The 24,036-nt window shown below is 67.5% G+C and carries 21 protein-coding genes; 14 read left to right on the top strand and 7 right to left on the bottom strand.

Features of this window, described 5'->3' with window-relative positions:
* The first annotated feature begins 535 nt into the window (after window positions 1-535).
* The 3 genes from CCR98_RS07085 to CCR98_RS07075 all read left to right on the top strand — a co-directional run bounded on the left by CCR98_RS07085 (window position 536) and on the right by CCR98_RS07075 (window position 4,082).
* The gene (locus CCR98_RS07085) at window positions 536-2,098 is read left to right on the top strand and encodes an MASE1 domain-containing protein (protein WP_087922043.1); all 1,563 of its coding nucleotides are present in this window, start codon (window positions 536-538) and stop codon (window positions 2,096-2,098) included.
* A 94-nt stretch (window positions 2,099-2,192) separates the two neighbouring features.
* Window positions 2,193-3,536, top strand: coding sequence for a diguanylate cyclase (locus CCR98_RS07080; RefSeq protein WP_087922042.1), 1,344 nt, complete (start codon window positions 2,193-2,195; stop codon window positions 3,534-3,536).
* Between the two features lie 84 nt (window positions 3,537-3,620).
* Window positions 3,621-4,082, top strand: coding sequence for a bacteriohemerythrin (locus CCR98_RS07075; RefSeq protein ID WP_049446143.1), 462 nt, complete (start codon window positions 3,621-3,623; stop codon window positions 4,080-4,082).
* Here CCR98_RS07075 and CCR98_RS07070 read toward each other — a convergent pair.
* Complete coding sequence (locus tag CCR98_RS07070) at window positions 4,063-5,364, bottom strand: MFS transporter (RefSeq protein WP_049446145.1); 1,302 nt, start codon at window positions 5,362-5,364, stop codon at window positions 4,063-4,065. The genes CCR98_RS07075 and CCR98_RS07070 overlap by 20 nt on opposite strands.
* 134 nt (window positions 5,365-5,498) lie before the next feature.
* On the bottom strand, window positions 5,499-6,995 hold the full coding sequence (locus CCR98_RS07065) for an aldehyde dehydrogenase (protein ID WP_087922041.1): 1,497 nt from the start codon (window positions 6,993-6,995) through the stop codon (window positions 5,499-5,501).
* Window positions 6,996-7,099: 104 nt separating this feature from the next.
* Between CCR98_RS07065 and CCR98_RS07060 the strand changes: the two genes are divergently transcribed.
* From CCR98_RS07060 to CCR98_RS07030, 7 genes are all read left to right on the top strand, one after another.
* Window positions 7,100-8,452, top strand: coding sequence for an aspartate aminotransferase family protein (locus tag CCR98_RS07060; RefSeq protein ID WP_087922040.1), 1,353 nt, complete (start codon window positions 7,100-7,102; stop codon window positions 8,450-8,452).
* A gap of 63 nt (window positions 8,453-8,515) precedes the next feature.
* Complete coding sequence (locus CCR98_RS07055) at window positions 8,516-9,394, top strand: plasmid replication/partition related protein (protein WP_087922039.1); 879 nt, start codon at window positions 8,516-8,518, stop codon at window positions 9,392-9,394.
* A gap of 124 nt (window positions 9,395-9,518) precedes the next feature.
* Window positions 9,519-10,805, top strand: a complete 1,287-nt coding sequence (locus CCR98_RS07050) for a DUF445 family protein (protein WP_087922038.1) — start codon at window positions 9,519-9,521, stop codon at window positions 10,803-10,805.
* A 291-nt stretch (window positions 10,806-11,096) separates the two neighbouring features.
* Entirely contained in the window at window positions 11,097-13,319 is a 2,223-nt protein-coding gene (locus CCR98_RS07045; protein ID WP_087922037.1) for a TonB-dependent siderophore receptor, read from the top strand.
* A 107-nt stretch (window positions 13,320-13,426) separates the two neighbouring features.
* A complete protein-coding gene (locus CCR98_RS07040) occupies window positions 13,427-13,741 on the top strand; it encodes a DUF3649 domain-containing protein (protein WP_075674886.1) in 315 nt (104 codons plus the stop codon).
* Window positions 13,738-15,375, top strand: a complete 1,638-nt coding sequence (locus tag CCR98_RS07035) for a PepSY-associated TM helix domain-containing protein (RefSeq protein ID WP_087922036.1) — start codon at window positions 13,738-13,740, stop codon at window positions 15,373-15,375. The genes CCR98_RS07040 and CCR98_RS07035 overlap by 4 nt, the downstream gene beginning before the upstream one ends.
* Window positions 15,372-15,701 carry a DUF3325 domain-containing protein gene (locus CCR98_RS07030; RefSeq protein ID WP_087922035.1) on the top strand — a complete coding sequence of 110 codons (330 nt, stop codon included), beginning with the start codon at window positions 15,372-15,374 and terminating at the stop codon, window positions 15,699-15,701. Before CCR98_RS07035 ends, CCR98_RS07030 begins: the two co-directional genes overlap by 4 nt.
* Before the next feature lie 137 nt (window positions 15,702-15,838).
* On the opposite strand, the gene rlmKL is transcribed toward CCR98_RS07030, so the two are convergent.
* Window positions 15,839-17,977, bottom strand: a complete 2,139-nt coding sequence (rlmKL, locus tag CCR98_RS07025; RefSeq protein WP_087922034.1) for a bifunctional 23S rRNA (guanine(2069)-N(7))-methyltransferase RlmK/23S rRNA (guanine(2445)-N(2))-methyltransferase RlmL — start codon at window positions 17,975-17,977, stop codon at window positions 15,839-15,841.
* Between the two features lie 145 nt (window positions 17,978-18,122).
* Entirely contained in the window at window positions 18,123-18,650 is a 528-nt protein-coding gene (locus CCR98_RS07020) for a hypothetical protein (protein ID WP_087922033.1), read from the bottom strand.
* A 72-nt stretch (window positions 18,651-18,722) separates the two neighbouring features.
* Here CCR98_RS07020 and CCR98_RS07015 point away from each other — a divergent pair, with 72 nt between their 5' ends.
* Window positions 18,723-19,289: an N-acetylmuramoyl-L-alanine amidase gene (locus tag CCR98_RS07015; RefSeq protein ID WP_087922032.1), complete on the top strand. Its 567-nt coding sequence runs from the start codon at window positions 18,723-18,725 to the stop codon at window positions 19,287-19,289.
* Between the two features lie 145 nt (window positions 19,290-19,434).
* Here CCR98_RS07015 and CCR98_RS07010 read toward each other — a convergent pair whose 3' ends face one another.
* The 3 genes from CCR98_RS07010 to CCR98_RS07000 form a co-directional block, all read right to left on the bottom strand.
* Window positions 19,435-20,337: a sulfurtransferase gene (locus CCR98_RS07010; RefSeq protein WP_087922031.1), complete on the bottom strand. Its 903-nt coding sequence runs from the start codon at window positions 20,335-20,337 to the stop codon at window positions 19,435-19,437.
* A complete protein-coding gene (locus CCR98_RS07005) occupies window positions 20,334-21,137 on the bottom strand; it encodes a CoA pyrophosphatase (RefSeq protein ID WP_087922030.1) in 804 nt (267 codons plus the stop codon). The genes CCR98_RS07010 and CCR98_RS07005 overlap by 4 nt, the downstream gene beginning before the upstream one ends.
* Before the next feature lie 125 nt (window positions 21,138-21,262).
* Window positions 21,263-21,964, bottom strand: coding sequence for an FKBP-type peptidyl-prolyl cis-trans isomerase N-terminal domain-containing protein (locus CCR98_RS07000; protein ID WP_005408797.1), 702 nt, complete (start codon window positions 21,962-21,964; stop codon window positions 21,263-21,265).
* A 167-nt stretch (window positions 21,965-22,131) separates the two neighbouring features.
* On the opposite strand from CCR98_RS07000, the gene CCR98_RS06995 reads away from it, so the two are divergent.
* Genes CCR98_RS06995 through nth form a run of 3 tightly spaced genes read left to right on the top strand, consistent with a single transcriptional unit; the run spans window position 22,132 to window position 23,964 of the window.
* The gene (locus tag CCR98_RS06995) at window positions 22,132-22,914 is read left to right on the top strand and encodes an enoyl-CoA hydratase-related protein (RefSeq protein ID WP_014036554.1); all 783 of its coding nucleotides are present in this window, start codon (window positions 22,132-22,134) and stop codon (window positions 22,912-22,914) included.
* 4 nt (window positions 22,915-22,918) lie between these two features.
* Entirely contained in the window at window positions 22,919-23,272 is a 354-nt protein-coding gene (locus tag CCR98_RS06990) for a hypothetical protein (RefSeq protein WP_087922029.1), read from the top strand.
* On the top strand, window positions 23,272-23,964 hold the full coding sequence (gene nth, locus CCR98_RS06985) for an endonuclease III (protein WP_087922028.1): 693 nt from the start codon (window positions 23,272-23,274) through the stop codon (window positions 23,962-23,964). The genes CCR98_RS06990 and nth overlap by 1 nt, the downstream gene beginning before the upstream one ends.
* The last annotated feature ends 72 nt before the right edge of the window (window positions 23,965-24,036 follow it).

Below are 24,036 nucleotides of genomic sequence, written 5' to 3'. Positions count from 1 at the left end.
TCGGAAACTTCTCACACTAACCTCCAGGTTGGATGCAATACGGATCAAGAAGGATGCTACCGCCAATCGCATCAGCATATACCGGGCGCACTCTGCAGTACCTATCGGACATAATCCACTGGATCGATGCAAACCCCTGCCACGCCGAAGCTGCGTCCGAAATCGCCAATACCCGCAGTCAAATCCGCCGACGGTGCGGGCCAGGGGCATCTGCGACAAGGACCTGGACAGGCGCGTGCGACAGCAGGATATCGTCGATTGTGTGATGGCGCACGCAGCGGACAGCATCAACCGGCGAGTGCGGCTGGTGCAGCGGCCGGAACGCGATCGACACAGGGGCACGCGGATTGTGGATGATTCACCGTCCGCAGGTGGCCATGCCGCCGCACTGCTGAGCATGTCGCCATGAAGCGTGGGAAGCCGCCGATTGCAGCGCAAAGGGAGGCCAGACACCTCGATTGCGCCCATCTCCAACTGTCGCTAGTGTCTGCAGAAATGACCAGCCATCATTGGCCGGGAGACAAGAGGCGGGGGCTTGGACCGATTCAAAGAAGCAATTGAACTGAGCTTCCGGATCCGACCCGTCGGAATCGCACTCGCGGCCGCCTACGCCTTGAGCTGCCTTGTCTCGCGTCAGTTCTCGCTGGATCAGTTCTTCCTGCCCGCGGGCATCCGGGCAGCGGCACTACTGATCGTCCCGACCCGCCTGTGGCCCTACCTGCTACTTGGCGAGTATGCGTACTTCGCAACCCTGCGCATCCCCATGATCGACAGCTACGGGCTGGACTGGGTCATCCTGGCGTCGACGCTGCTGATGCCGATGGCGATGCTGGTGGTTTACCTGCACCGGGAAAAAATGCCGTCCGAGGCAGCCACGGGCCTCTGGCTGCTTTCGTTGTCGATCTGCACCGCACTGTTCGTCCCGGCTCTCAATCTGAGCATTTCATATGTTCTCTGGTCGAAACCGCCGCCGAGCAACCTGCTGGACGCGGTCGATCGGACGATCTTTGGTCACTTCGCCGCCATCATCACCCTGGTGCCGTTGGCATTCCTCTGGTCGCGACGGCACGCCGACCCAGGTTGGGCCCATCGTTTTGTCGCACCCACCGTCTCGGCGATCCTGGTGATGCTGGTGCTGGGGCTGTGCATGCAGCTGACAAGCGTCAGCGCCCACACCACGCGGACGCATATGGTGCTGCTGGCCGCCCTGCCCGCCATCGCCCTGACCTTCATGCATGGCTGGCGTGGCGCGGCCGTCGCGATTCCGCTGTTGAACCTTCCACTCCATTTTGCCACCCCCAGCACCGGCCTACCGTCCTCGTTCGACCTGGGCACGTTTGCCACCCAGCAGAGCATGGCCGTGATGAGCGTCGCGCTGCTCGCCTTGGGATCCAGCATCAGCTATCACCATCAACGCGCGCAGTCACGAAGCCTGGCAGAGGAAACCACGTTGCGCCTCGCACGCAGCTCGCACCAGACCAGCGAGCGCGAGCTGCGCGAGCGCGCCTCCCATCTCAAGCAGCTGGGCGAAGGGATGGACAGCTCGCTCGGCGAGATGGTCAGCTGGCTGAAGGAACAGGGGCATCATGCGGTGGCCAACAGCCTGCAGCACGCCTCATCCGTGCACTCGCGGCTGTTCCGTGAACAGGCCAGTCTGCTGTATCCGACGGGGCTGGAGCAGGTTGGGCTGTACATCACGCTGCGGGTTGGCGGCGCATGCGAGAACTGGAGCAACACCCATCGCGTGATTCCGCCCCGGCTGGAGGGCAACCCCTGCCTGCTGACTGTGGATCTGCAGCTCGCCATCTATCGCTCGCTGATCGAGGCGGTGTCGCTGCTGCTGGAGCTGGAGTCAGGGCAGGTCAGCGTGCGCGCCCGGAGCGGCCAGACTGGCGATCGCCGCGGCATCGTGGTGGTCGTGGGCCTGCTTGATCGCGGTTGCACACTGTCGAACCGGACCGTTCGGCAGGCCACCGAGCGTCTGGCCGGCCGGATAATGGCCTACGGCGGCACGGTGCATTGCCGTGGCAACCGGCTCCGGCTCGTCCTGCATGAATCGATTGCGGGTACACCGGCGGCATTCGCATCGCCTGCCTGATCGGGGAACGACGCGCAGGGCACGCTGCTCCGCTAAAGTTGCGCCCGAAACCGCCGCTATCCGTGCCGAGCCCTCCCTCGTGAGCCACCGCATCATGCCCGTCCTGCCGCAGGCCGCCGTCGATGGCGACCTGGCCGATCCGCTGCCGCAGCGGATCCTGCTGGTCGAAAACTCCCGTGCCTTCACCGGCATGCTGCGCGAGGCCATCGAGCAGCGCCTGGAACTGCCGGTGGTGATCGCCTCCACTCTGGCCGAGGCCGATCGCCTGCTGAGCGAGGATGGCGGCTGGTTCCTGGTACTGACCGGGCTGGTGCTGGCCGATGGCGACCGCGATGCAGTGGTTGAGTTCTTCCTCAAGCGCGGCCTGCCCACCGTGGTGGTCAGCAGCGTCTACGACGAGGACCTGCGCAAGCGCGTGCTGCAGCAGCAGATCATCGACTACGTGCTGAAGAATACCCCGGGCAGCATCGACTACCTGGTGTGGCTGGTGCAGCGGCTGGAACGCAACCGCCGCATCGCTGCGCTGGTGGTGGACGACTCGCCGTCCGCGCGCGGCTATGCCGCCGCCCTGCTGCGCATGTATGGCCATGAGGTGCACGAGGCCGCTGACGGCAACGCGGGCCTGGCCGCGATCGAGGCGCATCCTGCGATCCGCCTGGCCGTGGTCGACCAGGAGATGCCCGGCATGCAGGGCGTGGAGTTCACCCGCCGCCTGCGCACCCTGCGCTCGCGCGACAAGGTGGCGGTGATCGGCATTTCCGGTAACACCGACGCGTCGCTGATCCCGCGCTTCCTGAAGAACGGCGCCAACGATTTCCTGCGCAAGCCGTTCTCGCGCGAGGAATTCTTCTGCCGCGTCTCGCAGAACGTCGACCAGCTGGAACTGATCGGCACGCTGCAGGACCTGGCCACCCGCGATTTCCTCACCGGCCTGCCCAACCGTCGCTGCTTCCTGGAACAGAGCCAGCGCCAGTTGCCGCAGCTGCAGCTGCATGGCCAGTGCGTGGCGGTGGCGATGATCGACATCGACCACTTCAAGCACATCAACGACACCCACGGCCACGAGGCCGGCGACGACGCGCTGCGTGCGGTCGCCAGCGCGGTGGCTGCGCACGCCCGCAGCCAGGACCTGATCGCGCGGTTCGGTGGCGAGGAGTTCTGCCTGCTGGTGCCGGACATGGAACAGGACGAGGCGCTGCAGTACTTCGAGGAACTGCGCCAGCGCATCGCTGCGCTGGAAGTGGACATCGGCACCGCCACCCTGCGCATGACGGTCAGCATCGGCCTGTGCTGCCTGCGCCCGCAGCGCGATGCACTGCACCGGCTGATCTCCGAGGCCGACCGCCAGCTCTACCTGGCCAAGGCCGGCGGCCGCAACCGGGTCAGCTGCACCACGGTGGCCAGCCCGCTGCGTCCACGCGAGCCTGCGCTGACCTGATCGGCACGCTTTGATCCAGATCAACGCCGTCCCCGCACGGCAGCCCTACAGTCGGCCCCGACATAGGCATGAAGGGGAGCCGGGATGGCACTACTGGTCTGGCAGGACGATCTGAACATCGGCATCGATGTGATCGACCAACAACACCGCCGCATCATCGAGATGCTCAACCACCTGCACGTGGCCCAGGCCAGCATGCAGCGTACGGCCGTCGGCGAAGTGATCGATGAAGTGGTCGACTACACCATGTCGCACTTCGCGTTCGAGGAAGAGCTGATGGAGGAAGCAGGCTATCCGTTCTGTGCCGCGCACAAGCGCGTGCATGAGGTCTTCATCAAGCGGGTATCGGAATACCGCATGCGCTTCCAGGCCGGCGAGGACATCAGCGACGAGCTGCGCACCATGCTCTCGCGCTGGTTGTTCAACCACATCCGCGGCGATGACCAGGCCTACGCCGAACAGGTCAAGGCGCACCTGAACCAGTTCGCCCGCGAACACCAGGGCGGCGGCTGGCTGGGGCGCACGCTCAAGCGCTTCTTTGGCTGAGCCGCAGCGCGCGCCGGTGCAGTGCCACCAACGCGCACAGGGTTGCTGCCGCAGTCAGGCACAGGTAGTAGCCGACCGCGACCAGGCCGAAGCGTTCGGCCAGCCAGGTGGCCAGGTACGGCGCCGGCGCCGCCCCCAGGATGCCGGCCAGGTTGAATGACAGCGAGGCGCCGGTGTAGCGCACTTCCACCGGGTAGATCTCGGCCAGGAAGGTGCCGCAGGGGCCGTAGGTCAGCCCCATCAGGAACAGGCCCAGGCACAGGAACGCCGTGACCAGCCAGGGGCTGTGCGGCTGGAACAGTGGTGCGAACAGCACGCCGAAACCAATGATCAGCACGCTGGCCACGATCATCGTGCGGCGCGTGCCCCAGCGGTCGCCATAGCGCGCCGACAACGGGATGCCCAGCGCAAAGAACAGCATGCCGGCCATCTGCATCAGCAGGAACTGCTCGCGGCTGTAGCCCAGCACCGCGGTGCCATGGCCCAGGCTGAACACGGTCATCAGGTAGAACAGCACGAAGGTGGCGAACGCGCCCAGCGTGCCCAGCAGCATCGGTACCGGGTGGTCACGCAGCACCGTCAGCATCGGCAGCCGCACCGGCGCCTTGCGTTCCAGCGCCTTCTTGAAGTCGGGGGTCTCGTGGATGTTAAGCCGCACCCACAGGCCGAGGCCGACCAGCAGCGCGCTGGCCACGAATGGAATGCGCCAGCCCCACTGCAGGAAATCGGCCTGGCTCAGGCAGCGGCCCAGTACCAGGAAGATGCCGGCTGAGAGCAGGAAGCCGAGCGGTGCACCCAGCTGCGGGAACATGCCGTACCAGGCGCGCTTGCCCGGCGGTGCATTCTCGGTGGCCAGCAGCACCGCGCCGCCCCACTCCCCCCCCAGCCCCAGGCCCTGGCCGAAACGGCACAGCGCCAGCAGTGCCGGCGCCCACAGCCCGATCTGCGCATGGGTCGGCAACAGGCCGATCAGCACCGTGGACAGGCCCATGGTCAGCAACGCGGCGACCAGGGTGGCCTTGCGGCCGATGCGGTCACCGAAGTGGCCGAACACCGCCGAGCCGACCGGGCGTGCGATGAACGCCACCGCGAAGGTCGCCAGTGACTGCAGCAGCGCCGCCTGTTCGCTGCTGTCCGGGAAGAACAGGTGCGGGAACACCAGCACCGCGGCCGTGGCGTAGATGTAGAAATCGAAGAATTCGATGGTGGTGCCGATCAGGCTGGCCAGCAGGACACGGCGGGGGGAATTCACGGGCGGCGCGGCAGCAGTGATCGTCGACATCGGCAACACGGGTAACGGCGGATCGCCCGATTCTGCCACGTGGCAGTGGCCGCACGGGACGATGGTTTCAGCCGACACCGATGCCAACCAGGATGACAGGCGCCATTCTTCTGCAGCGTCGAGCAGCCGCGTCGTTACAGCTGGATCCAGGTGGCTTTGATCTCGCTGTATTTATCGAACGCATGCAGTGACTTGTCCCGCCCGTTGCCGGACTGCTTGTAGCCACCAAACGGTGCAGTCATGTCGCCACCATCCCAGCCGTTCACCCAGACGCTGCCGGCACGCAGCTCGCGCGCCACGCGATGGGCACGGCCCAGATCGCAGGTCCACAGGCCGGCGGCGAGGCCGTAGCGGCTGTCGTTGGCCAGGCGCACCGCTTCGGCTTCGTCGTCGAAGCCGAGCACGGCCAGTACCGGCCCGAACACTTCCTCGCGCGCCAGTGCCTGGTCCGGGCTCACCTGATCGAACACGGTGGGCTGCACATAGCAACCACCTGCCTCGACCTCGGCGCGATGACCGCCCAGCAGCAAGCGGGCGCCCTCGCTTTCGGCACGCGCGATATCCCCCATCACCTTGTGCAGATGCGCGGCATCCACCAGCGCGCCCATCGGCGCGTCGGCTTCAAGCGGATGGCACGGCTGCATGTGCTGGCCGTAGGCAACCACCTGGTGCACGAAATCCTCGCGGATCGAGCGCTGTACCAGCAACCGCGAACCGGCGGTACAGACTTCGCCCTGATTGAAGAAGATGCCCTGTGCCACGGCCTTGGCCGCTGCGTCCAGATCGGGAGCGTCGGCGAACACCAGGTGCGGGCTCTTGCCGCCACACTCCAGCCAGACCCGCTTGAGATTGGACCGCCCGGAATACCCCAGCAGCCTGGCGCCGGTGGCCGTGGAGCCGGTGAAGGCCAGCACATCCACGTCCATGTGCAGGGCCAGCGGTTCACCAACGCGCGCACCATGGCCCGGCAGCACGTTCAACACGCCCTCCGGCAACCCGGCCTCGGCGGCCAGCGTCGCCAGCCGCAGCGCACTCAGGGGCGAGCGCTCGGAAGGCTTGAGCACCACCGAGTTGCCCATCGCCAGCGCCGGCGCGATCTTCCAGCAGGCCATCAGCAACGGGAAATTCCACGGCACGATCGCCGCCACCACGCCCGCCGCCTCGCGGGTGACCAGTCCCAGTTCGTGCGGACCGGTGGGCGCGATCTCGCCATACAGCTTGTCCACCGCTTCGGCCGTCCAGCGCAGGCAGCGCACCACGCCCGGAAGATCGATGCGGCGGGCGTCACGCACCGGCTTGCCCATGTCCAGGGTTTCCAACAAGGCCAGTTCATCGGCGTGCGTTTCAACCAGTGCGGCCAGGGCCAGCAGTACGCGCTTGCGGTGGGCCGGACTGGCCTGTGACCAGTGCCCCGCCTCGAAGCTGCGCCGCGCGGCCAGTGCCGCACGTTCCACGTCCTGCGCGTCGCAGTCGGCAACCGCCCCCAGCACCCGTCCGTCGATCGGGCTGATGCAGTCGAAACGGGCACCGCTGGCCGCATCGACATAACGGCCGTCGATGAAGGCCTGGCCGGGTATCGACAGCTGAAGCGCCAACGCCTGCCAGTGGCTGCGGTCGGGGAAATCGGCCATGGGAAGCTCCAACATTCAACGAGCCTTGGTTATACCGGGGACGCCACGACTCCGCCGTGACGCGGCTGCGCTACATTCGTCGCATCGGACCCGATGGAGCTGGCATGAAGCGTCCCGAAAGCGACCTGCACGACCTGGCCACCCAGCGCCCTGAGTCATTGGACGCGTACTGGATGCCGTTCACCGCCAACCGCCAGTACAAGGCCGCGCCGCGCATGCTGGTACGCGCCGAAGGCATGCACTATGAGGACGTCGACGGTCGCCAGATCCTCGACGGTACCGCCGGCCTGTGGTGCTGCAATGCTGGCCACGCACGACCGCGCATCGTCGAGGCCATCGTCGAGCAGGCACGCACCCTCGACTACTCGCCAGCCTTTCAGGTGGGCTCGCCGCCGGCCTTTGCGCTGGCGCAGCGGCTGGCCGCGCTGGCACCCGCCCCGCTCAACCATGTGTTCTTCACCAGCTCCGGGTCCGAGGCGGTGGATACCGCGATGAAGATCGCGCTGGCCTATCACCGCCAGCGTGGCGAGGGCCAGCGCACCCGCTTCATCAGCCGCGAGAAGGCCTACCACGGGGTCGGTTTCGGCGGCATGGCGCTGGGCGGACTGCCCAACAACCGCAAAGCATTCGGCCTGCAGTTGGGCGGCGTCGACTACCTGCGGCATACCCTGGACCTGCAACGCAATGCGTTCAGCAGGGGCCTGCCACGCCAGGGCGCGGAGCTGGCCGACGACCTGGAACGGCTGATCGCGCTGCATGATGCCTCGACGATCGCCGCCGTGTTCGTTGAACCCATCGCCGGTTCGGCCGGGGTGATCCTGCCCGCGCCGGGCTACTTGCAGCGCCTGCGCGAACTCTGCGACCACCACGGCATCCTGCTGGTGTTCGACGAGGTCATCACCGGCTTCGGCCGGGTCGGCATGCCCTTCGCCGCGCAGCGCTTCGGGGTCACTCCGGACCTGCTGACCTTCGCCAAGGCGGTGAGCAACGGCGCGGTACCGCTGGGTGGCGTACTGGCCAGCGACGCCGTGCATGCAACCCTGATGCAGGCACCGCCACAGGCCATCGAGCTGTTCCATGGCTATACCTATTCGGGGCATCCGCTGGCCTGTGCAGCGGCGCTGGCCACGCTGGAGGTCTATGCCGAGGAGCGCCTGTTCGAACGTGCCATCGAACTGGGTGAGTACTGGCAGGAACGGCTGCACGCGCTGCAGGGCCTGCCCAACGTGATCGACATCCGCAACTTCGGGCTGGTCGGCGCGGTCGAACTGGCGCCGCGCCGCGATGCCCCCGGCAGCCGTGGCTATGAGGTGTTCCGGCGCTGCTTCCAGGACGGCCGGCTGCTGGTGCGCTGTACCGGCGACATCATTGCGTTGTCGCCGCCCCTGATCGTGGACAAGGCACAGATCGACCAGATCACCGGCACCTTGGGCGAGATGATCCGGGCCACCGCCTGAGCCCGGGCCGGGGGGGGCGAGCGGGTACAATGGGCGGTTCCGCTCCTGCTCGCTGCCGTGCCCATGGATATCGTCGTCAAAGAAGAACTCAAGGCCTACATCGACCCGCTGACCGCGGACGAACATGACGCGCTGGAGCGCAGCATCCTGGCCGAAGGCTGCCGCGATGCGCTGGTGCTGTGGGGCGATGTGCTGGTCGATGGCCACAACCGCTTCGGCATCTGCCAGAAGCACGGGCTGCCCTTCAACACCGTGCAGAACACCCGCTTCCAGAGCATGGAAGACGTGCACCTGTGGATGATCGAGCAGCACCTGGGCCGCCGCAGCGTGTCCGACTTCCAGCGCGGCGTGCTGGCGCTGCGCAAGCGCGACATCCTGGCCGCCCGCAAGCAGGTCGAGCAGGCGCAGCTGCAGCGCGAGAGCGATGGCACCGCCGACGTCGCCGATGAAGCCGGTGAAGACAGCCCGCCGTGGGAACCGGCACCGAAGATCAGCCGCGCCGAGCTGGCCCGCGAGGCCAAGCTGAGCACCAGCCAGGTCGGCATGATTGAGCGCATCCACGCCCAGGCCGCAGCCGAGGTGGTGGAAGCGGTGAAGGCCGGCGTGATCTCGATCAGTGCAGCTGCGGCCGTGGCCGATCTGCCGGAAGACGAGCAGCGCGCCGCCGCCGCCGGTGGCAAGGACGAGCTGAAGCAGGCCGCCAAGCGCGTGCGCGAGTCCAAGCGCAAGCCACGCGCACCGAAGCCCGAAGCGGCCGAAATGGACTTCGAGGAAGCGGACGAGGAGCAGATTGCCAGCCGCGACGCGGAGGTTCTGTCGGCGTTGGAGCAGCTGGGCGAGGATGCACCGGCACTGCGCCGCCGCGTCGTCGCGCTGACCCGCGAGAACGACACCCTGCGCGCGCAGTTGGCCGCGCTGCGCAAGCAGCTGGAAGTGCTGTAAGCGCTCTCGACGCGCTTTTGTAGAGCCGAGCCCATGCTCGGCTGCTCTTTGCCACGCGCAAGGCAGCCGAGCATGGGCTCGGCTCTACAGACAGGCGTCACCGGGCTGCGGTTAGACTTCAGGCATGACGCCTGCCAACGATCCGCGCCGCGCTCAGCTGCGGCGCCTGAAAGCCCTCGCGCTGGGCCTGCTGCTGTTGATGCTGGCCGGTTTCGCGGTCAGCCACTGGCAGGGCGAACGCGGTATCTGGGCCTGGGTCTCGGCGTTCTGCGAGGCCGCAGCCGTGGGCGCACTTGCCGACTGGTTCGCCGTCGTTGCCCTGTTCCGGCGGCCGATGGGCCTGCCGATTCCGCACACCGCGATCATCCCGCGCAGCAAGGAACGCATCGGCGACAGCATCGCCCTGTTCGTGCGCGACCAGTTCCTGGAACCGCAGGTGCTGCTGGCCAAGCTGCAGGTGTTCGATCCGGCCAGCCGTCTCGGCAGTTGGCTGGCCGACCCGGCGCGCTCGCGGATGCTGGCCGACATGGCCCGTGGCTGGGCCCTGCAGGCGCTGGATTTCTTCGACGAAACCGCGGTGCGCCGGCAACTGCACGTCTTCGTGGTGCAGCAGCTGAGGCAGTGGAATGCCGCCGCCACCGCCGGTGAGCTGCTGGCCCTGCTGACCGCCGACGGACGCCACCAGCGCGTGCTGGACGAGGGCCTGCAGCGCCTGGGCCGCTGGCTGGAGCAGCCGGAGGTGAAGGAGCGCGCCTCGCAGCTGATCGTGCGCTACATCCAGCGCGAGTGGCCGACGCTGTCGAGCACGGTGAACTGGGTCAAGCCGATCGACGAGATCGGCGACAGCCTGGCCGAGCGGCTGGCACGGGCCGTGCTGGAAGAACTGCAGCAGGTGCTGGCCGAGCCGCAGCATCCGCTGCGCCAGGACTACGAGACCTGGCTGCAGAATTACGTGCAGCGCCTGCGCGAGGACCCTGCCCTGGCCGAGCGCATCGAACAGCTCAAGCAGGAAATGATCGACCACCCCGCCCTGCAGGAGTACGTGCAGGGGCTGTGGGCGCGCATCCATGCCAGCCTGCGCGCCGACCTGCAGCGCGAGGACTCGGCGCTGGTCGGCCACCTGCAGCGCAGCCTCGCCTCGCTGGGCAGCAGCCTGCAGGCCGACCCGGCCCTGCGCGAGGCGCTCAACCAGCACCTGCTGGAAGGCGCGCAACGCCTGACCGGCCGCCTGCGCGAAGGCGTGACCACGCATATCGCGCAGACCGTGAAGAGCTGGGACGAGCGGCACCTGGTCGAACAGCTGGAACTGAGCGTGGGCCGCGACCTGCAGTTCATCCGCTTCAACGGCACGCTGGTGGGCGGGCTGATCGGCCTGCTGCTGCATGCGGCGACGGTGGTGTTCAGGTTCTAGGACCCCATCCGGCAGTCGATCCACGCCCTGCGTGGAGAGGGAATTCGTCACGCTTGATTAACGAAATGCGAATGCCTATCATTTGCCGATCGGTTGTACGCTTAGCCAAGCGGGGCACGGAAGCACGTACCCACCCGCCCCTTCGCCCGTGTACATCCCCCGACTACCGGGTCGCCCGCACTGCGCGGGCGACGCATCGTCGATGGGACTCGCTGGGCGACGTGCGCGGAGCGCATGGCTGCCGTGCCTGCGCATTCCATCGCCTGTTTCGTCCTGCATGGAATCGCACCGATGGCAATGCCGCTCAATCCCCCTCGTCCTACTCTGCTGGCCCTGGCCGTGACCGCACTGATGATCGCCCCGCTGGCCCACGCCGACGGCACTGCCGATCCTTCCGCGCGCACGCTGGACACCGTGAAGGTGACTGCCGATGGCGAGATTCCCAACAGTTATACGGTGAAGGGGGCGCGCAGTGCGACCAAGCTCGATCTGTCGCTGCGCCAGACGCCGCAGTCAGTAACCGTCGTGACCCGCCAGCGCCTGGATGACATGGGTCTGTTCTCGTTGTCGGACGTGATGGGCCAGGTCACCGGGGTCAGCGTGTCGGTCACCGACAGCGAGCGCATCAACTACGTCTCGCGCGGCTACACCATCGACAATTTCCAGATCGACGGCATGCTCAACACCTTCGGTGGCTCGGTCAAGACCAACACCGACAACGTGATCTACGAGCGCATCGAAGTGATCCGCGGCGCCACCGGCCTGACCACCGGCGCGGGCGATCCGTCCGGCACCATCAGCATGATCCGCAAGCGCCCAACCGATACCTTCCAGATGGGTGCCAACCTGACCCTCGGCCGCTGGGGCAACCGTCGCCTGGAAGCCGACCTCGGCGGCCCCGTCGCCTGGGACGGGCGCATCCGGGCCCGTGTGGTCGCCGCCAAGCAGCAGAGCGACTCGTTCCGTGATGTCTATGCGCTGGACAAGGACGTGTTCTACGGCATCATCCAGGCCGACCTGAGCGACAGCACGCTGTTCGAGGTGGGCTACGAGTATCAGTCGCCGCATACCACCGGCGTGACCTGGGGCGTGGTGCCGTACTGGGGCGCCAACGGCGCGCCGGCCAACCTGCCGCGCTCGACCAACCTATCGGCCTCCTGGAGCGCCTGGCCGATCGTGGAGAAGACCACCTTCGCGCGCCTGGAACAGCAACTGGGCAACGGCTGGTCGGTGAAGGGCAACGTCAGCCATGCGGTACGCGATACCGACGGGAGCGTCTGGTACGGCGCGGCGGGCTATCCGCGCACCGACGGCACCGGCGTGACCGCCTACATTTCCCACTTCAATGAACACAGCACGATGGATGTGTTCGACGTCAACGTGGGCGGGCCGTTCAAGCTGTTCGGGCGCGAGCACGAACTCGTCTTCGGCCTGGGCCAGTCGGTGCGCAAGGGCGAGTCCGAAGACATGGACTTCAACTACGGCACGACCTATGCCGTGGTGCCTGACTGGCGGAACTGGACCGGCAACGTGCCGGTACTGCCGGTCACCCGCCTCGGCCGCCTGGCCTCGGAAAACGAGCTGCGCCAGCGCGCCGCCTACATCGCCGCGCGCCTGCGCCTAGCCGATCCGCTGCTGGCCGTGGTCGGCGCGCGTTATGGCAGCTGGGAAACCCGCAGCTGGGCCTATGGCTATGACGACGCCGGCAACCGCAACCGCACCACGCGCACCGGCTACAAGCCCGACGATACGCTCACCCCGTACGCGGGCCTGGTCTATGACTTCAACTCGATCTTCAGCGCCTACGTCAGCTACACCGACATCTTCAAGCCGCAGAACTATCGTGACCGCAACGGCAACTACCTGGAACCGGTGGTCGGTGACATGTACGAAGCCGGCGTCAAGGCCGAGTTCTTCGGCGGCCTGCTGAATGCTTCGGCAGCCGTGTTCGAAGGCAAGCAGGACAACGTGGCCGAGATCGACGATTCGGTGCCGCTGAACTCGCTGCCCGACGGTGGCCAGGCCTATCGATCCACCGGCAAGGGCAACAAGGTGAAGGGCTGGGAAATCGAGACCCAGGGCAGCATCGGCGAGCAATGGAATGTCTCGGCGGGCTTCGCCCACACCGTCATCCGCAACAACGCAGGCGTGCTGCAGCGGACCACCACCCCGCAGGACACCTTCCGCCTCAACACCAGCTGGCGCCCGGGCGGCATCGATGGCCGCTTCTGGCTGGGCGGCGGCGTGACCTGGCAGAGCCGCCTCTGGAACAACAGCACGAAGCCGGCCGCCGACTATCTCACCAGCGGCCGCACCGAGCGCGCGCAGATCACCCAGGACGCGTTCTACCTGGTGAATCTCGCCGGCGGCTACCGCTTCAACGAGAACTTCAGCGCGCAGCTGAACATCAACAACCTGCTCGACAAGAAGTACTTCAACAACGTCGGTTTCTACAACGGCGTGTATTGGGGCGAACCGCGCAACGTGACGATGACGCTGCGCTGGAAGCTCTGACCCTGGATGGATGGCACCGGTTCTGCGACCGCTGCCCGGCCAGGGATGGCCAACCCCGGTGCACTTCGGTGCACCGGCTCCCTTTCACTGAAACCTGCAGGAATGCCGTGGACCGCTCGCCCGCAACCGCCAGCCCCCGCACCTTCTTCTCCAATCCGCGCTGGGGCGTGCTATCACGCTCGCTGGCCGCGATCTTCGGCGGCTACGCGCTGGCCTCGGTGACCAGCGTGTTCTGCGCGGTGGCGCTGCCCGGCGCACGTGGCCAGACCGTGCTGACCGGCATGCTGCTGGCCATCCTGGTGGCCGCCTGCGCAGCGCTGTGGGCGTTCGCCACCCGCAGCGCGCTGCGCGCCTGGGTCGGCATCCTCGCGCCCGCACTGCTGATGGCCGCCATTGCGCGCCTGCTGGGGGCCTGGGCATGAAGAACGGTTTCCGCCAGTCGATGGCCTGGCTGCACACCTGGACCGGCCTGCTGGTCGGCTGGTTGCTGCTGCTGATCTTCATGGCCGGCACGGCCAGCTACTACCGCGAAGAGATCAGCCGCTGGATGCGACCAGAACTTCCATCCAGCAAGGTCAGCATCGATGTCGCCGCGCAGCGCGCGGTGGACTACCTCCAGGCCAACGCCACGCAGGCCGAGAACTGGTTCGTCACCCTGCCGCAGCCGCGCAACCCGGCGATGCAGATGTTCTGGCGGCTGCCACCGGAGCTGGCCGATCCCAGTCGCGGCCGCCGCGGTGGTTTTGGTGATGCCACGCTGGACCCGAACACCGGCCAGGCGCTGGAAGCGCGCGAAACGCGTGGTGGTGATTTCTTCTACCGCCTGCACTTCGACCTGCACTACATCCCGGTGCTGTGGGCGCGCTACCTGGTCGGCTTCTGCGCGATGTTCATGCTGGTGGCGATCATCACCGGCGTCATCACCCACAAGAAAATCTTCAAGGACTTCTTCACCTTCCGCAAGGACAAAGGCCTGCGTTCCTGGCTCGATTTCCACAACGTCAGTGCGGTAATGGCGCTGCCGTACCACGCGATGATCACCTACACCGGCATCGTCACCCTGATGATCATGTACCTGCCGTGGGGGGTGAAAGTCGCCTACCCGCAGGACGAGGACAAGTTCTTCAGTGAAGCCTTCGGTGGCATGCCGGAGGTGACCGCGCCGGCCGAAGGCCGCGCCACGCCGCTGCCGATCGCGCAGCTGCTGGACAGCGCACGTGCGCATTGGCACGGCGTGGAAGTAGCCGGCTTCACCGTGTCCAACCCGGGCGCGGCCAATGCCGTGATCGACATCCGCCAGCGCGACGGCAAGCGCCTGTCCACCGACACCCCGGCGCTGCGCTACGACATGGTCAACGGCACGTTGCTGGAGGAAACGCCCCCTTCCGGCGGCGCCACCGCCACCCGCGGCGTGCTGTATGGCCTGCACCTGGCGCGCTTCGCCGACTGGGGCCTGCGCGCACTGTTCTTCCTGTCCGGCCTGGTCGGCTGCCTGATGGTGGCCAGTGGCGTGGTGCTGTGGGCGGTGAAGGAACGGCCCAAGCACGCCAAGAGCGGCCGTACCGGCTTCGGCCTGCGCCTGGTCGATGCATTGAACATCGGCACCGTGGCCGGCCTGCCGATCGCCTTCGCCGCCTACTTCTGGGGCAACCGCCTGCTGCCGTTGGACATCGCCGAGCGCTCGAGTGCCGAAGCCAACATGTTCTTCTACGCTTGGGGCGGTGCGCTGCTGGCCGCCTTCATCTGGCCGAAGCGGATGATGTGGGCCTGGCAGCTGTACCTGGGCGCGGCTGCGTTCGCGCTGGTGCCGGTGGTCAACGCGCTGACCACGCACGCCCACCTTGGCGTGACCCTGCGCAACGGTGACTGGGTGCTGGCCGGCGTCGATCTGTCGATGATCGCGTTCGGTGCGATGCTGGCGCTGTGCGGCTGGCGCATGCAGCGCTGGACACCACCGCTGAGCGCGGCCGAGAAGAAGAAGCGTGCAGCGGCGGCGGCGGTGCCCAAGGCCCCGGTGGACGCTGCGGAAACCGCCGAAGCGGAGGCCAGCGCATGATGCTGCTGGCGTTGACCCTGTCGTTCTCTGCGTTCACCGCATTGTCGCTGGCGATGGAAAAGCACCAGCACGACCTGCACGGCAAGGCTGCCGCTTCGCCGGCACGGCGCACGCAATGGCGGATGCTGGGCTGGGCCTTGCTGACGGTGGCGTTCGCGCTGTGCGTGCTCGACCACGGCTGGGCGATGGGCCCGGTGCTGTGGCTGGGCGTGATGACCGTGGGCGGCGTGGTGCTGTCGTTCGGGCTGTACCCGTACCGGCCGAAATGGATCGCGCCGCTGGCGATCGCGCTGCCGGTGTTGGGGTTGGTGGTGGCGTTGGTGTAAACGCCATCCACGCATGGCGTGGATCTACTGGCCAGATATGGGTAGTGCCGGCCGCTGGCCGGCATCCCATGAACCTTCTGCGGATCTGACCCCGTTGCCGGCCAGCGGCCGGCACTACCGGTGTTTTTCCGCCAGGGTTACTCCAACCGCTTCAGTTCCCACGCGCGGTGGATGCGCGCGTTGCGTTCGAAATCCGGACCGATGGTGCGCGCGGTGATCTCGCGGCACTGGGCGAATTCGGCGATGGCGTTCTCTTCCAGCTTGAAGCGGCGGAAGTTGTTGGAGAAGTACAGCACGCCGCCCGGCGCCAGTCGCGCCACCGCCGCGCGCAGCAGCTTCAGCTGTTCGCGCTGCACGTCGAAGTCATCGGCGCGTGCGGAGTTGGAGAAGGTCGGCGGGTCACAGAAGATCACGTCGTACTGGCCACGGTCGCCTTCCAGCCAGGCCATCGCATCGGCCTGCACCAGCAGGTGCTGGTTGCCGCCCTGCCCGTTCAGCGCCAGGTTGTCGTAGCACCACTGCAGGTAGGTCGCCGACAGGTCGACGCTGGTGGTGCTGGCCGCGCCGGCCACCGCCGCCTGCACACTGGCCACGCCGGTGTAGCAGAACAGGTTGAGGAAGCGCTTGCCACGCACCTGCTCGGCCATCATCCGGCGCAGCGGGCGGTGGTCGAGGAACAGGCCGGTGTCCAGGTAGTCGAACAGGTTCACCTGCAGCAGTGCGTGGTTCTCGCGCACCACGATGAACTCGTCCCGCTGCTCGAAGCGGCCGTACTTGCTGCCGCCCTTGCCGCGCTCGCGCGACTTCATCGAGACCTGCTCCGGCGGCACGCCGAATACTTCGCGCGCAGCGGCCAGCAGTTCGTTGCGGCGGCGGCGCACGTCGTTCTCCGGAATCGCCGCCGGTGCGGCGTATTCCTGTACGTGCAGGAAGGTACGGCGCTTGCCACCGTCTTCCTCGTAGACATCGATGGCCGCCGCGTACTCCGGCAGATCGGCATCGTAGGCGCGGAAGCAGGTGATGTCCTCGCGGGCACGCCAGCTCCTGAACTTCTTCAGGTTCTTGCGCAGGCGGTTGGCCACCATCTGCGCACCTTCGCTCAGCTCGCGCGGCTGTGCCGGATCACGGCCCGGCACGGAGATCGGGTCGCAGACGATCAGCGCGCATTCCAGCGCACCGTTGAACATCTGGTACTTCTTGCCCGCGCGCAGGCCGGTGGCGAAGGCCAGTTCGTCGTTGCCGCACAGCAGGCTGGCGCGCCACTGCGGCACGGCCTTCTGCAGGGCATTGCCCAATGCGCGGTACAGCGCCGGATCCGCGGCCAGGCGCTCGTCGTAGGGCGGATTGCAGACCACCGCACCGATCTCCTGTTCGGGCGCGGCCAGGTCGGCCACATCGGCACGGGTGAAGCGGATCGCGTGGGCGACGCCCGCGACCTCGGCATTCTCGCGTGCCGCCTGGATCGCGGTCGGGTCGATGTCGCTGCCGTGGATGACCGGCTTCAGCGCGGCCAGGCCGGCCGCTTCGCGGTCACGTGCTTCGCTCTGGAGGGTCTTCCAGGCCGCCTTGTCGAAGCCCAGCCAGCGGCTCGGTGGCAGGCTGCCATGGCGCATCAGGCCGGGAGCAACGTCGGCGGCCATCAGCGCGCCTTCGATCAGCAGCGTGCCGCTGCCGCACATCGGGTCCAGCAGGCCGCCACCAGCGGCGTGCAGGCGCGGCCACTGCGCGCGCAGCAGCAGCGCGGCGGCCAGGTTTTCCTTCAGCGGCGCTTCGTGGGCGGCACCACGCCAGCCACGGCGATGCAGCGGGCCACCGCCGAGGTCGATCGACAGCGACGCACGGCCCTTGCGCAGCGACAGGTTGACGCGCACATCGGGCAGATCGGTGTTGACCGAAGGACGCTCCAGGCCTTCATCGCGCATGCGGTCGACGATGGCGTCCTTGATCCGCTGCGCGGCGAAGCGGGCATGGGTGATCTTGTCACCGGACACGTGCGCGTCCACCGCCAGGGTCATCTCCGGCTTGATATGCTCGTGCCACGGCAGCGCACGCACGCCGTCATACAGGGCCTGCTCGTCCGGGCACTCGAACTCGTCGATGGGCCACAGCACGCGGCTGGCCAGGCGCGACCACATCACGATCCGCAGCGCCTGCTCCAGTTCGCCCTCGGCGTTGACGCCGGCAATGGTGGCAGTGGCCTTGCCAAGGCCCAGGGCCGACAGTTCATCGGCAAGCAGGTATTCCAGGCCCTTGGCGCAGGAGACGAAGAATTTCACGGGATCGGTTCGCAGGTGGTCGGGCGCGGCACAGGGGCCGGGCCAGTCGGAAAGGAGGGCCGTAGGCACGGCCGGCAGGCCCGCGCCGGGGGCGGCGGGGCTGCCATTGTAGTCAATGCGGGCGGGCGCGCCGTGCGCCCGGGCTTCACAGCTGGCGCAGCAGGCGCTCGAAGGCCTGTGCGGACGCCTCCACGTGACGCTCCAGGCGGTGGCCATCGTCGACCAGCAGCAGCTGCGCAGAACGCGCCTGGGCCCAGGCGATCACTCCGGCGGCCGGGACCACGTCGTCATGCCAGGCCTGGACCACGGAGGTCGGCACGGCGGCGGCATCCAGCGCCGGCATCGGGCCCATCGTGGTCGGCGGCACCATCAGGAACAGGCCGGCTACCGGCACCTGCAGCGAGGCGATGGCGGAGATGTAGGCGCCCAGGCTGGAGCCGGCCAGCACCACCGGGCCCTGCTGGGCCGCGATGGTGGTGCGCTCGACCAGGCGGCGCAGCCGGGTCGGCACGTCACCTACGCGGCTGACCTCGCTCATCGCGTCCAGGTCGGTGTAGTCCGGGCGCTCATGGGTCCAGCCCAGCCGTTGCGCCACGTCGGCCAGCGCGGTGACCTTGGTCGCTTCCGGGCCGCTCTCGAAGCCATGCGACAGGATGCAGTGGCCGCGGCTCATGCGCGTGCTCCGTGCGAGCGGGCCAACGAGGAAAGGGAAGGCAGGTTCATGCCGCAATGCTAGCATCGCCGGATGCCCAACCCGCTCCTGCCCGGCCTGCAGCTGCAGCCCCTGCCCTACGAAGACCGCCTGCCCCTGCGCGACCCGGCCACGCTGGAGATGGTGGTGATCCACTGCACCGAGCTGCCCGACCTGGCAATGGCCCGCGAGTACGGCGAGCGCGTGCTGTACGACAGCGGTGCCGGCAACAGCGGCCACTTCTACATCGACCGCGATGGCAGCGTGGTGCAGTACGTGGCACCGGAACGGGTGGCCCACCACGTGCGCGGCATGAACGCGCATACGCTGGGCATCGAGCTGGTCAACACCGGGCGCTATCCGGACTGGTTCGACAGCCGCCGGCAGGCGATGGACGAACCCTACACCGAGGCACAGCTGCAGGCGCTGGAACGGCTGCTGCTGGCGCTGGTGGCGCACTATCCGTCGCTGCGGCGGATTGCCGGGCATGACCAGCTGGACCTGGAACAGGTGCCGGCCAGCGATGACCCGGCGCTGATGGTGGCGCGCAAGCGTGATCCGGGGCCGTTGTTCCCGTGGGCGCGGGTGCTGGCGAAGGTGCCGTTGCAGGGGTTGGGGTGAGGGTTTGCAGGGCTGCGCCCTGCACCTGCAGAAGCCGAAGCCAGAGCAACAGCAGAAGCTGACTTCCTGAGGGGAGGCGGGGTGGGCTTTTGACGATGGGGTCAGAGCCGTTTTCCGCTGGAAAACGGATCCGACCCTGCGCTACTCAGGTGCCGGTCGCCACCGGGCGGCTGTTGTCGCTCACCCAGCCGCTCCACGAATCGGCGTAGATGCGCGCGCCGGACAGGCCCGCCGTTTCCATCGCCAGCAGCAGGTGGCAGGCCGTCACGCCGGAGCCGCACATCAGCACCACCTGCTGTGGATCGCGATTGCCGATCACGCCCTGCAGTTCGGCGCGCAGCTCCTGTGGGTCGCGCAGGTGGCCGTCGAGTACGTTCAATGCGAACGGGCGGTTGACCGCGCCCGGCACGTGGCCGGCGACCGGATCCAGCGGCTCGACGTCGCCGCGGAAGCGTTCGCCCGCACGTGCATCGACCAGCCAACCCGGCGCGTGCTTCAGCCGGGCGGTGATTTCATCGGCATTGGCGATCTGGGTAGTATCGAAACGGCCCGGGTAAGCCGGCAGTGCCGTCACTTCGCCCTGCCCGGTTGCCAGCGTGTGACCGGCGGCCTGCCAGGCCGCGATGCCGCCGTCGAGCACGGCCACCCTGCTGTGACCGATCAGGCGCAGCAACCACCACAGTCGCGAAGCGGCCATGCTGCCGTCGCTGCCGTCGTACACCACCACCTGGGTGTCGGGACCGATGCCCCACGTGCCGAGCTTCGCGGCAAACGCATCGCTGTCCGGCAGCGGGTGCCGGCCATGGCCGACGCGACCCAGATCGGACAGATCGCGGTTGAGATCGGCATGCACCGCGCCCGGAATATGCCCTGCCAGATACTGGCCACCTGCGGCCTGCGGATCGGCCAGCGAAGCACGCGCATCCACCACGCGCACCGCGGTGCTGGCGGTGGCGCGCGCATCGACCACGCGCACGCCTTCGCCCAGCGCAGCGGCAAGCGTGGCGACATCGACCAGGGTGGTCCACGGCGGATCGATCAGCTTCATTGCACTTGCTCCAGGCGGCGACGCAGGTTGTAGAGGATGGCGGCGGTCGCGCCCCAGATGCGCTGGCCCGGCCAGCCATATTCGAGGACGTGGCGGACGCGGCCGCGATGATTGATTTCGACCTGGCGCAGGTTGTCGGCGGCCATCAGGTAGGCCAGCGGCACCTCGAACACTTCGGCCACTTCGCTGGGCTGCGGCACCGGCACGAAATCCGGATCGACCACCGCCACCACCGGCGTGACGCGGTAGCCGGTGATGGTGACGAAGGGATCGAGATACCCCAGCGCCTGCACCTGGCCGGGCGCCAAGGCGATTTCTTCCTGGCTCTCGCGCAGTGCGGCCGCCAGCGCGTCGCGGTCATCGGGTTCGGTGCGGCCGCCGGGGAATCCGACCTGGCCACCATGGGTGCGCAGTGTGTCGGTGCGACGGGTGAGGATCACCTGCGCACCGTTGGCGCGCGGCACGATGCCGGCCAGCACTGCAGCTTCCACCGGGGGCCCGGGCGGCAGCAGGTCGATCAGCTCACTGCGGTTCCAGCCGTCGCCGGACGGCGGTTGGGCCAGGGGGTGCAGCGCGCGCATCAGTCGCTCGTGGTCGGCCAGTGAGCCACGCAGCGATTGCTGCAGTTGTTCGCGCAGGGGCTGTACGCGATGCAGGATGCGGCTGCGTTCCTCGTTGCTCATCGACGACCACCGCGCGATCTCATCGATATGCCGCCCGCAGCCGGTGCATTGCCGGTGCGGATCCAGCGTGCACACTCCGATGCAGGGACTTGCGACAACACGCGCCGATTCTTCCATTCTTTGCACCCGGCAACAGTAGCGCGATCGGGCAGAATTTGCGCGCGATGATGCGGCGCGCAGCGCTCTGCGCAAACAAAAACGCGCCGGTGGGATCACCGGCGCGTTTCGTCTGCTGCTTCGATTTACTTGACGCTGACCAGCTTGATCTCGAACTGCACAGCCACGTTCGGCGGGAACGGGGTGCGCGGGTCGGCACCGTAGGCCTGGTCCGGCGGCAGGGTGACTTCCCACTTCGAGCCTGCCGGCATCTGCAGCAGGGTCTCGCGCATGGCCTTCATTTCGACTTCGCTGACCTTGATCGACGGGATCTGCTGGGCCGGGCGGGCTTCGGTCGGGCGCTGGCCGTACGGGAACGGACCGGCCACTTCCAGCTGCACGGTGCTGGCCTGGGTCGGCTTGGCGCCCTTGCCGGCTTCGATCACGCGGTACTGGACGCCGCTCGGCAGGGACTGCACGCCGGCCTTGGCCTTGTTCGCCGCGATGAACTGATCGCTCTTGGTCTTGTTTTCGGCAGCGGCCTTTTCGTACTCGGCCTTGGCAGCCTGCGCACGGCCCTGCTCGCGCTTCTGGAAGGCTTCAACGGCCGGCTTCAGCTGCTCGGCGGTGATGGCCGGCTGCTTCTTGGCGTAGGCGTCCTGCAGGCCCTTCACCACCGAGTTGATGTCCAGCTGCTCACCACGACCGGTCAGCTCCGCCAGGTTGTTGCCGTAGTCGTAACCGAAGTAGTAGCTCAGCTTGCCCTTTTCGGACGAGACGTCCTGGGCGAAGGCATTGCCCGTCAGGGCCAGGGCCGCGACGGCGACCGCGATAGAACGCAACTTCATCAAACAGTTCTCCAGGGGTGGTAACTCAGGGACGTTCTGCGCCGCCCTGAGGCGACGGGTTAGGATAACGGGCGCAACGTGTAACCGCTACTCACGATGCAGGCTATGACCCGTCTGCGTTTGCAGAGTTCAATATCACTTTTTTTTAACGTTCCAGGAGTTTCCCCGTGGCCGATGCCCTGATCGCTGTCGCCGACGACGGCGCCATCCGCACCGTGACCGTCCAGCGCCCGGACAAGCTCAATGCCCTCAACGCCGCGACCCTGCAGGCGCTGGCCGATGCCTTCAGGGACGCCGCCGCCGATCCGGAAGTGCGCGTGGTGGTGTTGACCGGGGCGGGCCCCAAGGCCTTCGTGGCCGGTGCCGACATCGCGGAAATGAACACACTCAGCGCCGTTCAGGGACGTGATTTCTCGCTGCTGGGCCAGGCCCTGATGCGCCAGATCGAACGCATGCCCAAGCCGGTCATCGCGCGCGTGAACGGATTCGCGCTGGGCGGCGGCCTGGAGCTGGCGATGGCCTGCCATCTGCGCATCGCCGCCGATACCGCCAAGGTCGGCCAACCGGAAATCAACCTCGGCCTGATTCCCGGCTTCGGCGGCAGCCAGCGCCTGCTACGCCTGTGTGGCCGCGCCGCCACTCTGGAGCTGTGCCTGCTGGGGGCGCCGATCAACGCCGCGCGTGCGCTGGAACTGGGCATCGTCAACGAAGTCGTGCCGGCCGACGCGCTGGACAACCGGGTGCAGGACATCGCCCGCCAGCTGGCACGCTCGGCGCCGCTGGCCCTGCGTGGCCTGCTCGATGCGGTGCACGTGGGCGGCGAATGCAGCCTGGAGGCCGGGCTGGAATACGAAAGTGCGCAGTTCGGCCTGCTGTTCGCCACCGAGGACATGCGCGAAGGCACCAGCGCCTTCCTGCAGCGCCGCCCGCCGGCCTTCCAGAACCGCTGACGCCATGGCATCCCGACCCAACCCCGCGCAGCTGTTCGCCCGGGTCCAGGCAGACGATCTCGATGGCGCCCTGCAGGCGGGGCTGATGGACTACGTCGCCCGTGCCGGCGACGAACAGCTGCTGCCTGGCCACCCGGACCTTCCGCAACGCCTGCAGCAGGCGCAGCAGAAGCTGCATGCCGCCTGGGCTGCACGCGAACGCTACCGCGCCCGTGCGGTGCGCCTGGCCCGCCGCGAGGCCGAGCGCGATGCGCGCCGCACCCCGGCCCCGGCGCCGGACGTGAAACCCGCTCTGCCCGCCGCGGCTGCCGCGATTCTCGCCCGGGCCAAGGCCCGGGCCACCGGCAAGGAGCAGTAATGACCACCGCCAGGAAGACCCTCCGCGCACCGGCGCGACGCGGCGGCCGCATGCCGCGCGCCGACGTGGTGGAAATGTTCACCCGCCTGCGCGAACTCAATCCGCACCCGAAGACCGAGCTGGAGTACAACTCGCCGTTCGAGCTGCTGGTGGCCGTGGCGCTGTCCGCCCAGGCCACCGACGTCGGCGTCAACAAGGCCACGCGCCGCCTGTTCCCGGTCGCCAACACGCCGGCGAAGATCCTCGCGCTCGGCGAGGATGGCCTGAAGCAGTACATCGCCACCATCGGGCTGTTCAACGCCAAGGCGAAGAACGTGATCGCCACCTGCGCGATCCTGCTGCAGAAGTACGGCGGCGAAGTGCCGCGCGACCGCGAAGCGCTGGAGGCCCTGCCCGGTGTGGGCCGCAAGACTGCCAACGTGGTGCTCAATACTGCCTTCGGCGAGCCGGTGATGGCGGTGGATACGCATATCTTCCGCGTCTCCAACCGTACCGGCCTGGCCCCGGGCAAGAACGTGCGCGAAGTGGAGGACACGCTGGTGAAGGTGATTCCCGCCGAATTCCTGCTCGACGCGCACCACTGGCTGATCCTGCATGGCCGCTACGTGTGCAAGGCGCGCAAGCCGAATTGCCCGGGCTGCGTGATCGCCGACCTGTGCCGGTTCAAGGAAAAGACCCCGGCCGAGGCGTGATGCGGATCGTGTTGTGACGAAACGAAGACGGCGGGCACAAGGCCCGCCGTCCGCGTGTATGGACAAGGGTGC

This window comes from Stenotrophomonas sp. WZN-1 (assembly GCF_002192255.1).
Taxonomy (GTDB): Bacteria; Pseudomonadota; Gammaproteobacteria; order Xanthomonadales; family Xanthomonadaceae; genus Stenotrophomonas.
Note: the sequence above shows the minus strand (reverse complement) of the source record. Positions and strands in the feature narration are given on the sequence as shown.